This window comes from Phycicoccus sp. 3266 (assembly GCF_031456495.1).
Taxonomy (GTDB): domain Bacteria; phylum Actinomycetota; class Actinomycetes; order Actinomycetales; family Dermatophilaceae; genus Pedococcus.
In genome coordinates, this window is record NZ_JAVDUW010000003.1 from 182,579 (window position 1) to 196,838 (window position 14,260).

The 14,260-nt window shown below is 74.1% G+C and carries 14 protein-coding genes; 10 read left to right on the forward strand and 4 right to left on the reverse strand.

Annotated elements, in window-relative coordinates; genetic code table 11:
* Window positions 1–23 precede the first annotated feature (23 nt).
* Window positions 24–848 carry a DMT family transporter gene (locus J2X64_RS15200; protein ID WP_310156355.1) on the forward strand — a complete coding sequence of 275 codons (825 nt, stop codon included), beginning with the start codon at window positions 24–26 and terminating at the stop codon, window positions 846–848.
* 48 nt (window positions 849–896) lie between these two features.
* Here J2X64_RS15200 and J2X64_RS15205 read toward each other — a convergent pair whose 3' ends face one another.
* Window positions 897–1,655, reverse strand: coding sequence for an SDR family NAD(P)-dependent oxidoreductase (locus tag J2X64_RS15205; RefSeq protein WP_310156358.1), 759 nt, complete (start codon window positions 1,653–1,655; stop codon window positions 897–899).
* 100 nt (window positions 1,656–1,755) lie between these two features.
* Between J2X64_RS15205 and J2X64_RS15210 the strand changes: the two genes are divergently transcribed.
* Window positions 1,756–2,652: a helix-turn-helix transcriptional regulator gene (locus tag J2X64_RS15210; protein ID WP_310156361.1), complete on the forward strand. Its 897-nt coding sequence runs from the start codon at window positions 1,756–1,758 to the stop codon at window positions 2,650–2,652.
* A gap of 9 nt (window positions 2,653–2,661) precedes the next feature.
* On the forward strand, window positions 2,662–3,696 hold the full coding sequence (gene hemE / locus J2X64_RS15215) for a uroporphyrinogen decarboxylase (protein WP_310156364.1): 1,035 nt from the start codon (window positions 2,662–2,664) through the stop codon (window positions 3,694–3,696).
* A 9-nt stretch (window positions 3,697–3,705) separates the two neighbouring features.
* On the opposite strand, the gene J2X64_RS15220 is transcribed toward hemE, so the two are convergent.
* Window positions 3,706–4,728, reverse strand: coding sequence for a DUF4349 domain-containing protein (locus J2X64_RS15220; RefSeq protein ID WP_310156368.1), 1,023 nt, complete (start codon window positions 4,726–4,728; stop codon window positions 3,706–3,708).
* A 116-nt stretch (window positions 4,729–4,844) separates the two neighbouring features.
* Between J2X64_RS15220 and hemG the strand changes: the two genes are divergently transcribed.
* Genes hemG through J2X64_RS15240 form a run of 4 tightly spaced genes read left to right on the forward strand, consistent with a single transcriptional unit; the run spans window position 4,845 to window position 8,501 of the window.
* Window positions 4,845–6,344: a protoporphyrinogen oxidase gene (hemG, locus tag J2X64_RS15225; RefSeq protein WP_310156370.1), complete on the forward strand. Its 1,500-nt coding sequence runs from the start codon at window positions 4,845–4,847 to the stop codon at window positions 6,342–6,344.
* Window positions 6,345–6,354: 10 nt separating this feature from the next.
* Entirely contained in the window at window positions 6,355–7,056 is a 702-nt protein-coding gene (gene hemQ, locus J2X64_RS15230; RefSeq protein ID WP_310156373.1) for a hydrogen peroxide-dependent heme synthase, read from the forward strand.
* On the forward strand, window positions 7,056–8,012 hold the full coding sequence (locus J2X64_RS15235; protein ID WP_310156376.1) for a cytochrome c oxidase assembly protein: 957 nt from the start codon (window positions 7,056–7,058) through the stop codon (window positions 8,010–8,012). Before hemQ ends, J2X64_RS15235 begins: the two co-directional genes overlap by 1 nt.
* 48 nt (window positions 8,013–8,060) lie before the next feature.
* Window positions 8,061–8,501 carry a DUF1810 domain-containing protein gene (locus J2X64_RS15240; RefSeq protein ID WP_310156379.1) on the forward strand — a complete coding sequence of 147 codons (441 nt, stop codon included), beginning with the start codon at window positions 8,061–8,063 and terminating at the stop codon, window positions 8,499–8,501.
* 63 nt (window positions 8,502–8,564) lie between these two features.
* Here the strand turns inward: J2X64_RS15240 and msrB are convergent, their stop codons facing one another.
* The gene (msrB, locus tag J2X64_RS15245; protein WP_310156382.1) at window positions 8,565–8,990 is read right to left on the reverse strand and encodes a peptide-methionine (R)-S-oxide reductase MsrB; all 426 of its coding nucleotides are present in this window, start codon (window positions 8,988–8,990) and stop codon (window positions 8,565–8,567) included.
* Between the two features lie 130 nt (window positions 8,991–9,120).
* Between msrB and J2X64_RS15250 the strand changes: the two genes are divergently transcribed.
* Together J2X64_RS15250 and J2X64_RS15255 are read left to right on the forward strand one after the other, a co-directional pair.
* Complete coding sequence (locus tag J2X64_RS15250) at window positions 9,121–11,304, forward strand: ATP-dependent DNA ligase (RefSeq protein WP_310156385.1); 2,184 nt, start codon at window positions 9,121–9,123, stop codon at window positions 11,302–11,304.
* The gene (locus tag J2X64_RS15255; protein ID WP_310156388.1) at window positions 11,301–12,488 is read left to right on the forward strand and encodes an alpha/beta fold hydrolase; all 1,188 of its coding nucleotides are present in this window, start codon (window positions 11,301–11,303) and stop codon (window positions 12,486–12,488) included. The genes J2X64_RS15250 and J2X64_RS15255 overlap by 4 nt, the downstream gene beginning before the upstream one ends.
* Here the strand turns inward: J2X64_RS15255 and J2X64_RS15260 are convergent.
* Window positions 12,475–13,209 carry a dihydrofolate reductase family protein gene (locus J2X64_RS15260; RefSeq protein ID WP_310156391.1) on the reverse strand — a complete coding sequence of 245 codons (735 nt, stop codon included), beginning with the start codon at window positions 13,207–13,209 and terminating at the stop codon, window positions 12,475–12,477. The two genes, J2X64_RS15255 and J2X64_RS15260, sit on opposite strands and share 14 nt — an antisense overlap.
* Between J2X64_RS15260 and zapE the strand changes: the two genes are divergently transcribed.
* Entirely contained in the window at window positions 13,208–14,251 is a 1,044-nt protein-coding gene (gene zapE / locus J2X64_RS15265; protein ID WP_397444071.1) for a cell division protein ZapE, read from the forward strand. The genes J2X64_RS15260 and zapE overlap by 2 nt on opposite strands.
* The last annotated feature ends 9 nt before the right edge of the window (window positions 14,252–14,260 follow it).

Below are 14,260 nucleotides of genomic sequence, written 5' to 3' on the forward strand. Positions count from 1 at the left end.
CGGAGGGTCGGTAGCGTGCGCCCATGGTCTCCCTGCTCGCCCTCGCGTCGAGCGCCGTGTGGGGGACGTCGGACTTCTTCGCCGGGTTGTTCTCGCGCCGGCGCCCGGCCGTCGCGGTGGTCGGCTGGACCCAGGCGCTGGCGTTCCTCGTCATCTCGGTCGTGGTCCTCACCCAGCTCGGGCACGTGCCGTGGCACGGCTGGCCGCTGTGGTCCGTGGCCGCGGGCCTGTCCGGGCTCACCGGGCTGCTCTGCTTCTACACGGCGCTGTCGACCGGGACGATGGGCGTGGTCGCCCCGATCGCCGCGCTCGGGGTGGCGGTGCCGGTGCTGCTCGGTGTGGCCACCGGCGACGAGCCCGGCCCGTGGACCTGGGTGGGCATCCTCGTCGCGGTCATCGGCGTCACCCTGGCCTCGGGGCCGGAGCTCAGCGGTGAGGTGTCGCCGCGGCCGGTCGTGCTGGCGGGGGTCGCGGCCGTCGGGTTCGGGCTGGCGCTGTTCTGCATCGACCGCGGGGCGCGGACCTCGACCCTGATGACGCTGTGGGGGATGCGCGCCACCTCCGTCGTCGTGTTCACCGTCGTGGCGCTCGTCGCGCGGTCGGTGGGAGGCGTCGTCGCCCGCGAGCTGCCCGCGCTGCTGGTCATCGGCTGCGGGGACATGCTCGCCAACATCCTGTTCGGCCTCGCGAGCAGCCGTGGGCAGGTCAGCATCGCGAGCGTCCTGGGGTCGCTGTACCCGGTCGTCACGATCCTGCTGGCCCGGGTGGTGCTCAAGGAGCGGCTGCGCGCCATCCAGCGGGTCGGCGCCGTCCTGTCCCTCGTCGGCGCCGCGGTCATCGCCTTCTGAGCGACGACCGCGACGCCCCGCGGACGCTGTCCACGGGGGGCGGGGGCCTCACGCGGGGCTGACGCCGTACCGGTCGAAGTGCTGCCCGGGCACCACGTCGGCGGCCGCGGCGGTGACGATCGCGTCCGTGCCCTCGCGGACCGTCTGGGGGCCGGAGCGGCCGTTGAGGTCGGTCGCGGTGTAGCCGGGGTCGACCGCGCAGACCCGCACGTCCGGCAGGGCCTTGGCGTAGAGCGTCGTCACCATGTTGAGGGCGGCCTTGGACGACTGGTATGCGAGCCCCGGCACCCTCGACTCGGTCCGTGAGGGGTCGTTGACCAGCTGGATCGAGCCGAGCCCGCTGGACACCATCACCAGCCTCGGCCGCCGCGACGCGGTGAGCAGCGGCAGGAAGGCGTGCGTCACCCGCACCGGCCCGAGCAGGTTGACGTCGAGGACCGGCAGGACGTCCGCCGGCGTCGTCTCCAGGGTGGGGCGTCCGCCACCGATGACCCCGGCGTTGTTGACGAGGACGTCGAGCCCCGTGCCGGAGCCGGAGACGACCTCGTACGCCTTCGCGACGGAGTCGTCGTCGGTCACGTCGAGCTCGACGAACCGCACGTCGGCGCCGGGGTGGGCGGCGGAGACCTCGCGCGCGGCCGTCTCTCCGCGCTCGCGGTCCCGGGCTGCCATCCACACGGTCCAGCCCAGCTCGGCCAGCCGGTGGGAGGTCTCCAGGCCCAGGCCCTTGTTCGCGCCGGTGACCAGGACGGTGGTGGGGGTGCCGCCCGTGGGGGCGTCGGGAGCGGTGTTGGTGGTCGTTGTCATGGCACCACCGTGCGGCTGCCGCGGACCCGCCGGAAGGGACGGCTCGTCGTGGGAGCGGCAGTCCTACCCACGCCCGCGGGCGGCGGGGGATGCTGGGTGCGTGCCACCCGACCGCCCCCGCCTCGCTGCCGTCCTGCGCCGTGCCCGTGAGGCCGTGCGCCCGGAGGACGTCGGCCTCGCGGCCGGGTCGCGGCGCCGGGTGCCGGGCCTGCGCCGCGAGGAGCTCGCGCTGCTGGCCGGGATCAGCGTCGACTACGTCGTCCGGCTGGAGCAGGGCCGCGGACCCCAGCCGTCCACCCAGGTGCTCGGCGCGCTGGCGCGAGCCCTGCGCCTGGACGTCGACGCCCGGGACGAGCTGTTCCGGCTGGCCGGGAGCCCACCGCCGGAGGAGGGCACGGTAGACGTGCACGTGCGTCCCTCGGTCCTGCGGCTCATCGACCGGTTCGTCGACCTGCCCGCGTTCGTCCAGAGCGCCAAGGGCGACGTGCTCGCCTGGAACGCCATGTCGGAGGCGCTGCAGGGGGACTGGTCCAGCCTGCCGCCCGAGCAGCGGAACCTCGCCCGGCTGCGGTTCCTGCACGACCCTGCCGGCGAGCGGATGACACCCGTCGGCGGCACGCCCGAGGAGCGTGCCGCGATCGCGCGCCAGAGCGTGGCCAACCTGCGCCGGGCCGCAGCGCGCTACCCGCGCGACCCCGACCTCCAGCGGCTCCTGCGCGACCTGCGGACGGGGTCGCCGGAGTTCGCGACGCTGTGGGACGACACGGCCGCCGGTGCCTGGCGCAGCCACCGCAAGACCCTCCTCCACCCGGCGGTCGGGCCGCTCACCCTCGAGTGCGACACGCTGCACGTCCCGGACACCGACCAGCTGCTCGTCGTCTACTCGGCGGCGCCGGGGACGCCCGAGGCCGAGGCCCTTGCCCTGCTGCGGGTGCTCGGGACCCAGGAGCTCCGGGAGCGGGCCGGGGCGTCCGGAGGAGTCGCGCGGCCGACCTAGGATTGCCGGGTGACCTCCCCAGCAGACTCCGCCCTCGTCCGGGCCGCCCGGCGCCAGCCCGTGCCGCACACCCCTGTGTGGTTCATGCGCCAGGCCGGGCGCTCGCTGCCGGAGTACCGCAAGGTCCGCGAGGGCGTCGGGATGCTCGAGTCCTGCCGCCGCCCCGACCTCGTCACCGAGATCACCCTGCAGCCCGTCCGGCGCCACGGCGTGGACGCCGCGATCTTCTTCTCCGACATCGTCGTCCCGCTCGCAGCGGTCGGCGTCGACCTCGACATCGTCGCCGGCGTCGGCCCGGTGGTCGCCAAGCCGGTCCGCACCCGGGCCGACCTCGACCGGCTGCCGGAGCTCACGCCCGACCACGTCCCGTACGTCACCGAGGCGGTCCGGCTCCTCACCGCCGAGCTGGGCGCGACGCCCCTCATCGGGTTCGCCGGGGCGCCGTTCACGCTGGCCAGCTACCTCGTCGAGGGCGGCCCGAGCAAGAACCACGAGCACACGAAGGCGCTCATGTACGGCGACCCTCAGCTGTGGCACGACCTGTGCGCCCGGCTCGCCCAGATCTCCGGCGCGTTCCTCGACGTGCAGGCCGCCGCCGGCGCCTCCGCGGTCCAGCTGTTCGATTCCTGGGTCGGCGCGCTGCCCCGGGCCGACTACGAGCGGTTCGTCCAGCCCCACTCCGCGGCGGCGCTCGCGGCGGTGGAGGCACGCGGCATACCGCGCATCCACTTCGGCGTCGGCACCGGCGAGCTGCTCGCCTCGATGGGCGCCGCCGGCGCCGACGTCGTGGGAGTCGACTTCCGGGTGTCGCTCACCGACGCGATCGCCCGCCTCGGTGGGGCGTATGCCGTGCAGGGCAACCTCGACCCCGCCCTCCTCTTCGCGCCCTGGGAGGCCCTCGAGGCCAAGGTGCGCGAGATCGTCGAGGAGGGCCGGGCGGCGCCGGGCCACATCTTCAACCTGGGCCACGGCGTCCTGCCCGACACCGACCCCGACGTGCTGACCCGCGTCGTCGAGCTCGTCCACGAGGTCAGCGCGCGCTGACCCGCGTCCTCACTGCGGCAGCGCGGCAGGCGGCGCTGCGAGCGGCCGGCGCCGGCGCAGCCAGAGGAGCACCGGCAGGCCGACGAGGGCCAGCAGCACCGCGAACGGCAGCACCGCGCCCACGACGGTGAGGGCCACCGTCGCCGAGCCGGTGAAGGCGTCCCACCCGCCGCGCAGGCCCGCCAGGAAGCCGGTGTCGGCCTTCTTCGGCTGCACGACCTCGGGCTGGGTGGTGAGGCTGACCTGGACCGGGGACATCGCGACGCTGTCCTTGAGCGAGGCGAGCTGGGCCTCGAGCGCCTCGAGGTCGGACTGGCGTCGGGTGAGCTCGGCCTCGAGGGCGACCACCTGGTCCAGCCCCTTGGCCTGGTCGAGGAACGCCCGGACCCGGGCCACGCTGACGCGCATCGTCTCCAGGCGGGACTGGGTGTCGACGATCTGCGAGCCGACGTCCTCGCTGGCGGTCGTCGAGCGCAGGACCGTGCCGACGGAGGCGAGGTCGGCCACGACGGCGTCGAGCCTGGCGCTCGGCACGGAGATGGTGATCTCGCCGTAGGTGGTGGCGCTGACCTTCGAGCGCTCGGCCAGCGGTGCGGTGCCGTCGGTCGTGCCGATGTTCTCGGACAGGATGATCCCGTCGGAGGCCGCCGCCGTGGCGCGCACCCGTGCCACCGCCGCGGAGATGTTCTTCACCTCCAGGGCGACGCTCGCGCGACGGGCGAGCTGCTGCTGCGCGGCCCGCAGGCTCGCGGGGGAGACCTGCTGGGCCGCGGAGCCCGACGCCCCCGACGACTTGACGCCGGACGAAGGCTGCGCGGGGGAGCCCGCGCGGGAGCCGGAGGACCCGGACGAGCCCGAGGACCCGTCGGCGAGGGACCTCTCCCCGCTCGCGGCACCGGCGGAGTCGGAGCGGACCGAGCCGCTGGAGCTGTCGCTGCCCCCGCCCGCGCACCCGGCGAGGACGAGGACGGCGACGGCGGCAGTGAGCGCGGCCGTGACGCGGACGGTGGGACGGTGTGTCGGGACTGGCATGACGACCCCCTACGGGTGAGCGGCGGAACCTGCTGACACCGGTGCGACTGGCGCTGGAACCGTGACGTTCCCAGCCCGCGGTATCGGAACAGTCACGGTCTTGACAGCATGTGGACATGCTTCGGTCACGAGTCGTCGTCATCGGTGGCGGGATCTCCGGGCTTGCCTGCGCCTGGGCCCTGACGCGTGCGGATGCCACCGTGTCGGTGACCGTCCTCGACGCCAGTGACCGCCCGGGCGGCAAGCTGCGCCGCGAGCCGGTCGCCGGGGTCGCCCTGGACGTGGGGGCGGAGTCGGTGCTCGCCCGGCGTCCCGAGGCGGTGGCCCTGATGGACGAGGTCGGACTGGCCGACCACCGGGTCCACCCCGCGACGACGTCGGCCTCCATCTGGTCGCGCGGTGAGCTCCAGCCCATGCCGAAGGGCACGCTCATGGGCATCCCGTCGACCCCTGCGTCGGCTGCCGGCATCCTCAGCCCGGCCGAGGTCGCCCGCCTCGCGGACGAGCAGCCGTGGACCGGTGGCGACTTCGACGACGTGTCCGTGGGCGACTACGTCGCGGCCCGCCTCGGTGACGCCGTGGTGGACCGGCTGGTGGAGCCCCTCCTCGGCGGCGTGTACGCCGGGCAGGCCCGGTCGCTGTCGCTGCGGGCGTGCCTGCCCCAGGTGTTCGAGGCCGCCCGGCGCGGTGGCTCGCTGCTGGAGGAGGCCGCGGCCGCCGCGGCGCGGGCGGCCGAGGCGAACGAGGCGGCGGTGACCGCCTCCGCCTCATCGGGCTCGGCGCCGGTCCCGGGGACCGGCTCGGCGCCCACCCCCGTCTTCGCCGGGCTGGAGGGAGGGATCGGCCACCTGGCCGAGGTCCTCACCGAGCAGCTGCGCGCCGAGGGCGTGGAGGTCCGCAGCGAGACCATCGCCCGCGAGGTGGCGCCGCGGCCGGAGTCCGAGGGGGGTGGCTGGACGGTCGTCGTGGGACCGCGCACGGCGCCCGAGCGCCTCGTCGCCGACGCCGTCGTGCTCGCCACGCCGGCCGTGGCCACGAGCCGCCTGCTCACGGCCCACGCCCCGGCCGCTGCCCGCGAGCTCGGCGACATCCCCTACGCCTCGATGGCCATCGTGACGCTGGCCATCGGCGTGGACGACGCGCAGGACGCCGCGCGCCACCTGCCCGGCTCGGGCTTCCTCGTCCCGGCCACCGAGGGCCGCACCATCAAGGCGAGCACGTTCACGTCCTCGAAGTGGGGGTGGGTGGCGCAGGCCGCCGACGACCTGGTCTTCCTGCGCGCCTCCGTCGGCAGGTACGGCGAGACGAGCGACCTGCAGCGGCCCGACAACGAGCTCGAGGCCCTGGCCGTGGCCGAGGTCAGCGAGGCGCTGGGGCACCCGCTGTCGCGGCTGGTCGACGCGCACGTCCAGCGGTGGGGCGGGGCCCTGCCGCAGTACACCGTCGGTCACGTCGACCGCGTCGCCCGCATCCGGGCGGGCGTCGCGTCCCTGCCGGGGCTGGAGGTGGCCGGCGCGGCATACGACGGGGTGGGCATCCCCGCGTGCGTGGCGAGCGGTCGGGCGGCGGCCGAGGCGGTCCTGACCCACCTGCGGACCCGCGCCGAGCAGGGGTGACAATGGCTGCATGAGCAGCAAGCCCTCCCCGTCCCGCATCCGTGAGATCAACGACTCGATCCGGTATGCCATGTGGTCCGTCTTCTCGGTGACCGCACCGCTGGGCGAGAACCGCGACGTGGTCGCCAAGGAGGTCGAGGAGCTGTTCGCCTCGCTCGAGGAGACCGGCGTGGTCGTCCGCGGCGTGTACGAGCTGGGCGGCATGCGCGCCGACGCCGACTTCATGGTGTGGTGGCACGCCGAGCGCATGGAGGACCTGCAGGCGGCCTACCGCGCCCTGCTGCGCACCGAGCTCGGGCGGCAGCTCGAGAGCACCTGGTCCGCGGCCGCGCTGCACCGCCCGGCGGAGTTCAACAAGAGCCACATCCCGGCGTTCCTGGCCGACGAGCACCCCAAGGAGTGGATCTGCGTCTACCCGTTCGTGCGGTCCTACGAGTGGTACCTGCTCGACGACAAGGAGCGCCGCGACATGCTGCGCGAGCACGGGCAGATGGCGCGGGAGTACCCCGACGTCCGGGCCAACACCATCGCCTCGTTCGCCCTGAACGACTACGAGTGGGTGCTGGCGTTCGAGGCCGACGAGCTGCACCGCATCGTCGACCTCATGCGTGAGCTGCGGGCCTCCCGCGCTCGGATGCACGTCCGCGAGGAGATCCCCTTCCACACCGGTCGCCGGGTCGAGGTGGCCGACCTGGTCGCGTCGCTGCGCTGATGTCGTTCCCGGTGGCCGACCTGCTCACGCGGTGGGTCGTGTCGCCGTTCGGGACGGCGCTCGCCGTCGCGCTGGCCGTGGGCTACGCCATCGCCCTGCGCGCGGGCCGGTCCCGCGGCCACCGGGTGGGCGTGCTGCGCACCCTGGCGTTCCTGGGCCTCGGGGTCGGCTCGCTGGTCCTCGCGACCGACGGCGGCCTTGCCGCCGATCGTGGGCATTCGTTCGTCGCCGCGGCGGCCCAGTCGGCCGTGCTCGCCGCGATCACGCCGGTCGGCCTCGCGCTGGGTGACCCGGTGGGGGTGGCGCGGCGTGCGCTGGGCGGGGGAGTGCAGCGGCTCGACCGGGTGCTGTCCGGCCGCGTGGCGCGCGTGGTGATGTTCCCGCTGCTGGCCTCGGTCGTCGCGACCGCGGTGCACCTGCTGCTGTTCGTCACCCCGTGGCTGGCCGACAGCCTGCGTGACGGCTGGCTCCGCGAGGCGACGTATGCCGTGCTGCTCGGCACGGGGGTCCTGTTCACCCTGCCGCTGCTCGCCGACGAGCTGGTGCCCGAGTGGTGCACGGCCGGCGTGCGGGTGCTGATCGGCTTCGCCGACGGCCTGTTCGACGCCGTGCCCGGCGTGGTCGTGATGGCCTCGCCCGCCCTCCTCGGGGCGCCGGTGGCGGCCTACCTCGCGGCGCCGGACCCGCTGTGGCAGCAACGGCTCGGCGGGGGCGCCATGTTCGGCATCGCCGAGGCGGTCGGGCTGCCGCTGCTCGCGGCCACGGTCCTGGCCTGGGTCCGCGCCGACGCCAAGGAGGCAGCCGCCGTCGACGCCCGCCTGGACGCCGAACGGGCCGAGAGAACGGCAGAGGTGGCCGAGACCGCAGGACGCGAGACGCCGGTCGCCGAGCCCCTGCTCGACCGCCCGTGGTGGGAGACCGACCCCCGGTTCGCGCACCGGCGCCCCCACCCCTGAACCGGGCCCACCCCTGCGACCCCGCGCCGGCATGGGCACGATGGGCGCATGACCTCCGCCCCTTCCCCTGACCTCGACCGCTTCGTGAGCGCCCAGGACGAGGGCGGGACGTACTCCACGGCTCTCGCCGAGCTGCGCGCCGGCTCCAAGCGCAGCCACTGGATGTGGTTCGTCTTTCCCCAGGTCGCAGGACTGGGGTCGAGCCCGATGGCGCGCCAGTACGCGATCTCCGGCGTCGAGGAGGCCCGGGCCTACCTCGCGCACCCCGTCCTCGGCCCGCGGCTGCTGGACTGTGCGCAGGCCCTGCTCGACCTGGGGGGCTCGGACCCGCAGGCCGTGCTGGGCGGGATCGACGCCGTGAAGCTGCGCTCGTCGATGACGCTCTTCGCGCACGCAGCCGAGCACGACGAGGACCGCGCGGTGTTCCGCGCGGTCCTGTCGCAGTACTACGGCGGCGAGGAGGACCCCGCCACGATCGTCCGGCTCTGACTCGGGTCACGAGCCCGGTTGACGGGCCCGGCCGGACCCGTCAGCGGTGGGTGCCGCTGCCTCTCAGGCGTCGGCCTTCGGGCGCAGCGTCAGGCTGATCGAGTTGATGCAGAACCGCTGGTCGGTCGGGGTGTCGTAGCCCTCGCCCTCGAAGACGTGCCCGAGGTGGCTGCCGCAGTTCGCGCAGCGGACCTCGACCCGCTTCATGCCGAGGGTGTTGTCCTCGATGTACTCGACCGTGTCACCGGCGAGCGGGGTGTAGAACGACGGCCAGCCGCAGTGGCTCTCGAACTTGGTGTCCGAGGTGAACAGCTCCGCGCCACAGGCGCGACAGGCGTAGACGCCCTCGGTGGTCGTGTCGGTGTACTCGCCGACGAAGGGTCGCTCGGTGCCGGCGCGGCGCAGGACGTCGTACTCGGCGGGGCTGAGCTCGGCCCGCCACTGCTCGTCGGTCTTGCTCACGGCATACGTGCGGTCGGTGCTCTTCATGCTCACGGTTCGTGGCCCTCTCGTGTCTCGGATGGGTGGGCGACAGGTGCAACGCCACACACCCCGGAAATGGTCCCGGACCCCCGGAAATGGTCCGGGGCCGTCGGACCCCCCGGGCTAGGCTCGGCCCATGGCGGCGGCGAAGGCGACCGAGATCGAGGTGCCCGGGGGCCCGGACGGCGGACGGACGGTGCGGATCTCGAGCCCCGACCGGCTCATCTGGCCCGACGACGACGCGACCCCCGGGGGGATCACCAAGCTCGCGCTGGCGCAGTACGCAGTCGACGTCTCCGAGGGGCTGATGCGCGCGCTGGGCCACCGCCCGGTGACCCTGCAGCGGTTCCCCGAGGGCATCGCCGGTGAGGAGTTCTGGACGAAGAACCCGCCCAAGGGCATGCCGGACTTCATCGAGCCGGTGATGTGCACCTACCCCAGCGGTCGCAGGCACCTGCAGGTCGTCGTCGACGAGCCGGCCGCGGCGGTCTGGGCCGTGCAGATGAACACCGTGACGTTCCACCCCTGGCCGGTCCGCACCGATGACGTCGACCGACCCGACGAGCTGCGGATCGACCTGGACCCGCAGCCCGGCCGCGACTTCCGCGACGCGGTCGAGGCGGCCTACGCGCTCAAGGACGTGCTGGCCGAGATCGGCCTCACCGGCTGGCCCAAGACGTCGGGCAACCGCGGGGTCCACGTCTTCGTGCGGGTGGCGCCCACGCACGAGTTCCTCGACGTCCGGCACGGCGTCATCGGCATCGCCCGCGAGCTCGAGCGCCGGCTGCCCGACCTCGTGACCACCTCGTGGTGGAAGGAGGAGCGCGGCGAGCGGGTGTTCGTCGACTTCAACCAGGCCTGCCGCGACCGCACGATCGCCTCGGCCTACAGCCCGCGCCCGCTCCCCGGCGCCCCCGTGAGCATGCCCGTCACCTGGGAGGCCCTGCGCGACGTCGACCCGGCGGACTTCACCGTGCTGACCGTCCCGGGCATCCTCGCCGCCGACGGTGACGCCTGGACGGGGATGGACGACGCGGTCGGCGACGTCTCCGCAGCGATCGCCCTGTGGGACCGCGACGTGCAGGAGCGGGGGCTCGGGGAGCTCAACTTCCCGCCGGACTACCCCAAGATGCCGGGGGAGCCGCCGCGGGTGCAGCCGAGCAAGCGGCGCAAGGACAAGGGCGACGAGGAGTACATGGGGCCCAAGGCCGACCGCGACGCCGACCTCAGGGCGCTCTGGGGCCCGGTCGTGCCGCCGGTGCCGCCGATGCTGGCCAAGCCGGTCAAGGCGATCCCGCGCGACGGCGGCTACCTCTTCGAGCCCAAGTGGGACGGCTTCCGGTCGATCATCTTCCGGTCCGGCGACACGGTCGAGATCGGCAGCCGCAACGAGAAGCCCATGACGCGGTACTTCCCCGAGGTCGTCGAGGCGGTCCTGCAGAGCTTCCCCGACAGGGCCGTCATCGACGGCGAGATCGTCCTCGTCAGCCCGGAGAGCGGCGACCGGCTCGACTTCGACGCCCTGCAGCAGCGCATCCACCCCGCGGCCAGCCGGGTCAAGCGGCTCGCGGCCGAGACGCCGGCGAGCTTCGTGGCGTTCGACCTGCTGGCGCTCGGGGACGAGGACTACACGGGCCGGCCGTTCGCCGAGCGGCGCGAGGCCCTCGAGAAGGCGCTCGCCGGCGCCACCCCGCCGATCCACCTGACCAGGGCGACGGACGACCCCGACGTCGCCCAGGAGTGGTTCCACCAGTTCGAGGGGGCCGGGCTCGACGGGGTCATCGCCAAGCCGCTGGACGTCGCCTACGTGCCGGACAAGCGGCTCATGCTCAAGATCAAGCACGAGCGCACCGCAGACTGCGTCGTCGCCGGCTACCGCACCCACAAGAGCGGCCCGGACGCGATCGGCTCGCTGCTGCTGGGCCTGTACTCCGGGGACGGCACGCTGCACAGCGTCGGCGTGATCGGCGCCTTCCCCATGGCCCGGCGCCGGGAGCTGTTCGAGGAGCTGCAGCCGCTCGTCACCGACTTCGAGCACCACCCCTGGGCATGGGCGCAGGAGGACATGGGCAGCCGCACGCCGACCAGCGGCGCGGGCAGCCGCTGGAACGCCGGCAAGGACCTGTCCTTCACCCCGCTGCGTCCCGAGCGCGTCGTCGAGGTGCGCTACGACCACATGGAGGGCAGCCGGTTCCGGCACACGGCACAGTTCTCCCGCTGGCGCCCCGACCGCGACCCCGAGTCGTGCACCTACGAGCAGCTCGAGGAGCCGGTGAGCTTCGACCTCGCCGACGTCCTCGGCGGGACGGAGAGGGCATGACGCAGCCCGGTGCCGGCGAGCAGCAGCGGACGGCGGTGCGCCGGGCGGGCGCGGCGGCCGCCGTTGCAGGTGGCGCCGTGGTCGCGACCGGGCTGGCCGGCTCGCTGGGAGCCGCGGCCTACGTCGCCCGCAGGGCGCTCACCCCGGACCGCCGGCGCCCCGACGACACCCACCTGCTCACCGTCGACGACGGCACGGTCACGCTCGGCGTGACGCCCGAGACCGTCGTGCCCGGCCGGTACGGCCTGTGGCTCGACCGCGAGAGCGGGCACGTCCGGCTGGGCGAGGTCGTCGACCTCGACGAGCGCGCTGGCCGGGTGCGCCGGCGGGTCCTCGGCACGGACTTCGGGCACCTGGCGCCCGGCTACGGCCGGTGGAACCAGTACTACTTCTCCGGGCCGCCGGACCGGTCGCTCGGCCTGCGCACGGAGTACGTCGACGTCGACACCGAGCTGGGCACGATGCCCGCCTGGGTCGTGCCGGCCGCGGCGCAGAGCGACCGCTGGGCCGTGCTCGTCCACGGACGCGGAGCGCGTCGTCACGAGTGCCTGCGGGCCATCCGGCCGTTGCACGACAACGGGATCAACGTCATGGTCCCGAGCTACCGGAACGACCTCGGCGCCCGCCGCGGCCCGGACGGGCGGTACAACCTGGGCCTGTCCGAGTGGCGCGACATCGAGGACGCGGGCCTGTATGCCGTGCGGCGGGGAGCGCGCGAGCTCACCCTCGTCGGGTGGTCGATGGGTGGTGCCATCGTGCTGCAGACCCTGGCTCGCTCCACCCTCGCCGACCAGGTGGCGCGGGTCGTCCTCGACGCCCCGGTCATCGACTGGGCCGACGTGCTCGCCCACCACGCCGAGCTCAACGGGGTGCCGCACGCCATCGGGGAGCTGAGCCGGGCGCTCATGGGACGGCGTGCAGCCCGACGCCTCGTCGGGGTTCACGATCCCCTCGACGTCGCCCAGACCAACTGGGTCGCGCGGGCCTCCGAGCTGCGCCACCCCGTCCTGCTGATTCACTCCGTCGACGACGAGTTCGTGCCCGTCGGGCCGTCGCTCGAGCTCGCGCGGGCGCGCCCGGACCTGGTCACGATGGAGCCCTGGGACACCGCCCGGCACACCAAGGAGTGGAACACCGACCCGGAGCGGTGGGAGCGCTCGGTCGCGGAGTTCACTGCGGGCTAGGCACGACCTCCCAGCGGCCGATCAGCGTGCCGTCCTCCTCGACGAGGGTCATCGGCCGCAGGGCCACGTCGAGGTCGCCCGCCTTCACGATGCGGTCGTGGGAGCCGCCGACGACGGTCGGCGCCCACGTGAGGTCGACCTCGTCGACGACGCCCGCCGCGAGCATCGAGCCGAACAGGCCCGGTCCGCCTTCGCTCAGCATGCGGTGAAGTCCCCTGTCCGCCAACGTCTTCCGGGCCTCGACGAGGTCCACCTCGTCGTCGCCGGCCAGGACGACGTTCTCCTCGCCGAGCACCCGGCGGGCGTCGTCGAGGGCCTTCGCGTCGGCGCCGCTGCGGGTGAGGAGGATGGCCGATCCCTGTGGCGAGGTCATGGCCGCGACTGTCTCGGGAAGCACGCCGCGGTTGCTCACGACCGCGAGAACCGGCGCCCCGGGGTCCTCGTCGCGCAGGGCGGGGTAGCCCTCGGCCCGGACCGTGCCGGCCCCCACGACGACCACGTCGGCCAGCCGCCGCAACAGCGCGAAGACGCGGTGGTCGGGCGGGGTGTTGATGCTGCCCGAGCGGCCGTCGGCGCCGGTGACCGCCCCGTCGAGGCTGGACACGAAGTTGACGCGCAGCCAGGTGCGGCCGTCTGGCACGGCATACAGCTGCTCCAGGGCCGGCTCGTCGAGGACGGTGCCGGGCGCCGGGGAGCCGCTGGGGCCGAGGAGGATGCGCATGGCCGCAGTGTGCCTCACTACGCTGCCCCTCGTGCCTGGCTCGCTGACCGAACGCTCACCGCAGCTGGACCGCGCGCGCCTCGTGCGCGAGCTGGTCCCGCCGCCGCGCTTCGACGCCGAGCGGTTCTCCACCTACCGCCCGGACCCGGCGCAGCCCAGCCAGGCCGAGGCCGTGCGCCGGCTCGAGGCGTATGCCGCCGGGCTGGGGGAGCGGCGCGGTGGTGGGCTGCTGGGTCGCCTGCGCCGGGGCAACGGCGAGGCGAACGGCCGCGGCATCTACCTCGACGGGGGCTTCGGCGTGGGCAAGACGCACCTGCTCGCCTCGTTGTGGCACGCAGCACCGGGGCCGAAGGCGTTCGGGACGTTCGTCGAGTACACCAACCTCGTCGGGGCGCTGGGGTTCCAGCAGACCGTCGAGGCGCTGAGCGACCACCGGCTCGTGTGCATCGACGAGTTCGAGCTCGACGACCCCGGTGACACCGTGCTGATGGCCACGCTGCTCGCCCGGCTCGCCGAGGCCGGGGTGTCGCTGGCCGCGACGTCGAACACGCTGCCCGACGCCCTGGGCGAGGGCCGCTTCGCCGCCGAGGACTTCCTGCGCGAGATCCAGGCGCTGTCGGCCCGGTTCGACGTGCTGACCGTCGACGGCCCCGACTACCGGCACCGCGACGCCGTGGACAGCCCGCCGCCGCTGCCCGAGGACGAGGTCCGCGCGGCGACGGCCGAGGACGAGGCGCTGCTCGACCACTTCGTCGACGTGACCCGGCACCTGTCCACGGTCCACCCGAGCAGGTACCGCGCGATGCTCGAGGGCGTCACCGCGATGGGGTGGACCCATGTACGGCAGGTGACCGACCAGGCCGTCGCGCTGCGGCTCGTCGTGCTCGTCGACCGGCTCTACGACGCCAGGATCCCGGTGTACGCGAGCGGCCTCCCGCTGGGCGAGGTGTTCGGGGGCGACATGCTGCGCGGCGGCTACCGCAAGAAGTACTTCCGCGCGCTGTCGCGGCTCACGTCCCTCGCGCGTCCGGGCTCGCAGTGATTTGATGCC

What these genes read in the sequence shown, in the direction of transcription:
- J2X64_RS15200 (WP_310156355.1), top strand. Translation starts at nt 24, where the DNA reads ATGGTCTCCCTGCTCGCCCTCGCGTCGAGCGCCGTGTGGGGGACGTCG.
- J2X64_RS15205 (WP_310156358.1), bottom strand. Translation starts at nt 1,655, where the DNA reads ATGACAACGACCACCAACACCGCTCCCGACGCCCCCACGGGCGGCACC.
- J2X64_RS15220 (WP_310156368.1), bottom strand. Translation starts at nt 4,728, where the DNA reads ATGCCAGTCCCGACACACCGTCCCACCGTCCGCGTCACGGCCGCGCTC.
- hemG (WP_310156370.1), top strand. Translation starts at nt 4,845, where the DNA reads ATGCTTCGGTCACGAGTCGTCGTCATCGGTGGCGGGATCTCCGGGCTT.
- hemQ (WP_310156373.1), top strand. Translation starts at nt 6,355, where the DNA reads ATGAGCAGCAAGCCCTCCCCGTCCCGCATCCGTGAGATCAACGACTCG.
- J2X64_RS15235 (WP_310156376.1), top strand. Translation starts at nt 7,056, where the DNA reads ATGTCGTTCCCGGTGGCCGACCTGCTCACGCGGTGGGTCGTGTCGCCG.
- J2X64_RS15240 (WP_310156379.1), top strand. Translation starts at nt 8,061, where the DNA reads ATGACCTCCGCCCCTTCCCCTGACCTCGACCGCTTCGTGAGCGCCCAG.
- msrB (WP_310156382.1), bottom strand. Translation starts at nt 8,990, where the DNA reads ATGAAGAGCACCGACCGCACGTATGCCGTGAGCAAGACCGACGAGCAG.
- J2X64_RS15250 (WP_310156385.1), top strand. Translation starts at nt 9,121, where the DNA reads ATGGCGGCGGCGAAGGCGACCGAGATCGAGGTGCCCGGGGGCCCGGAC.
- J2X64_RS15255 (WP_310156388.1), top strand. Translation starts at nt 11,301, where the DNA reads ATGACGCAGCCCGGTGCCGGCGAGCAGCAGCGGACGGCGGTGCGCCGG.
- zapE (WP_397444071.1), top strand. Translation starts at nt 13,208, where the DNA reads ATGGCCGCAGTGTGCCTCACTACGCTGCCCCTCGTGCCTGGCTCGCTG.
- J2X64_RS15260 (WP_310156391.1), bottom strand. Translation starts at nt 13,209, where the DNA reads ATGCGCATCCTCCTCGGCCCCAGCGGCTCCCCGGCGCCCGGCACCGTC.